The sequence below is a fragment of the Dietzia cercidiphylli genome (genome assembly GCF_014145145.1).
Lineage (GTDB): Bacteria > Actinomycetota > Actinomycetes > Mycobacteriales > Mycobacteriaceae > Dietzia > Dietzia natronolimnaea.
This window is the reverse complement of sequence record NZ_JAALEA010000541.1, coordinates 1-1,344: the sequence shown is the minus strand read 5'-3', so window position 1 is coordinate 1,344 and position 1,344 is coordinate 1. Positions and strand designations below refer to the sequence as shown.

At 69.7% G+C, this 1,344-nt stretch carries 1 protein-coding gene and 1 pseudogene; one reads left to right on the top strand and one right to left on the bottom strand.

The window, feature by feature from the left end; all coding sequences use genetic code 11:
• Positions 1-521 (bottom strand): annotated as a pseudogene (locus G6028_RS17155) (molybdopterin-dependent oxidoreductase); the annotation flags it as partial.
• Between the two features lie 132 nt (positions 522-653).
• Here G6028_RS17155 and G6028_RS17150 point away from each other — a divergent pair.
• Positions 654-1,322, top strand: coding sequence for a fasciclin domain-containing protein (locus G6028_RS17150; RefSeq protein ID WP_375544338.1), 669 nt, complete (start codon positions 654-656; stop codon positions 1,320-1,322).
• Positions 1,323-1,344 lie beyond the last annotated feature (22 nt).

Below are 1,344 nucleotides of genomic sequence, written 5' to 3'. Positions count from 1 at the left end.
AGGAAGCGACGTCGATCCGGGCCCGGGCCCGGGACCGGGTGCTCGGCGTCCGCGGTTCCGGACGGGCTCGCGGGTGCGGGGAACAACGCGCCGATCATCAGACGCAGCGCCACCACGGCGAGGACGGTGCCCACGAGGGTCGGCAGCGCCCACGCGGGTCCGGCCGTCGGACGCGTCACCGCCGCGAGCGTTCCCGTGAGACCGAGGGCGACGATGATGAGGGAACCGATGGGGCGGCGCGGACGCTCCAGTAGGCCGACCACCACGCCGAGCACCGCGAGGATGCCGGCGAGGCTGATCAGCAGCGCGGGCTTGTCCGCCGTCCCGAGCGCGTCGATGGTCGCCTCGCGGACGGCCGCGGGTGCGCGGTCGACCACGGAGTCGGCCACCGCCAGGAAGGGTGACGACCCGGGGGCGATGAGTCCCGCGATCGCGTGACCGACCGCGAGGGCGATACCGGTCGAGAGGATCCCCGCGGAGATCTGGGCCGTCACGCGGGGTCTGGGCTGGGTGGTGTCCACATCAGGAGTTCGGAGCTCAGGCCTCGCCGGACGGTTCGGAAGATTTTTTCGGGCGCCACCCATCCGGTTCGACAGCAGTGCCGAAGAACCCTGTGACCCAGCACGCAAGGCTCTGTTGAAAGGACCAACACCATGAGCATGACGATCTCCCGCCGTATGGCATCGATCGCGGCGGCGGCTGCCGTGAGCGGCCTCGTTCTGGCCGGCTGCGCGGACGACGAAGGCGGCATGGAGGCCGAGGGCACCACGTCCGCCCCCATGACCTCCGAAATGACCACCGAAGAGACCTCTCCCATGGCGGAGCCGGCCGGCATGCTGGTCGGTCCCGGGTGTGCGGACTACGCCGAGGCCAACCCGGACGGGCCGGGCTCGGTCGACGGTATGGCCATGGAGCCGGTCGCCACCGCCGCCTCCAACAACCCGCTGCTCACCACCCTCACGGCCGCCGTGTCGGGCGGGGTGAACCCGGAGGTCGACCTGGTCGACACGCTCAACAACGGTGAGTACACCGTGTTCGCGCCGGTCGACGACGCGTTCGCGCAGGTCGACGACGCCACGATGGAGGCGCTGCAGACCGATCCCGAGCTGCTCACCAGCATCCTGACCTACCACGTTGTCGAGGGACAGATCACCCCTGACGAGATCGAGGGCATGCAGACCACGCTGAACGGCGCGGACGTCGAGGTCATGGGCTCCGGTGACGAGCTCACCGTCAACGGTGCCAACGTGATCTGTGGTGGCGTCCAGACCGCCAACGCCACGGTCTACCTCATCGATGAGGTCATGGTTCCCGAGGAGTGATCCCACTGGACCCCGGGAGGCC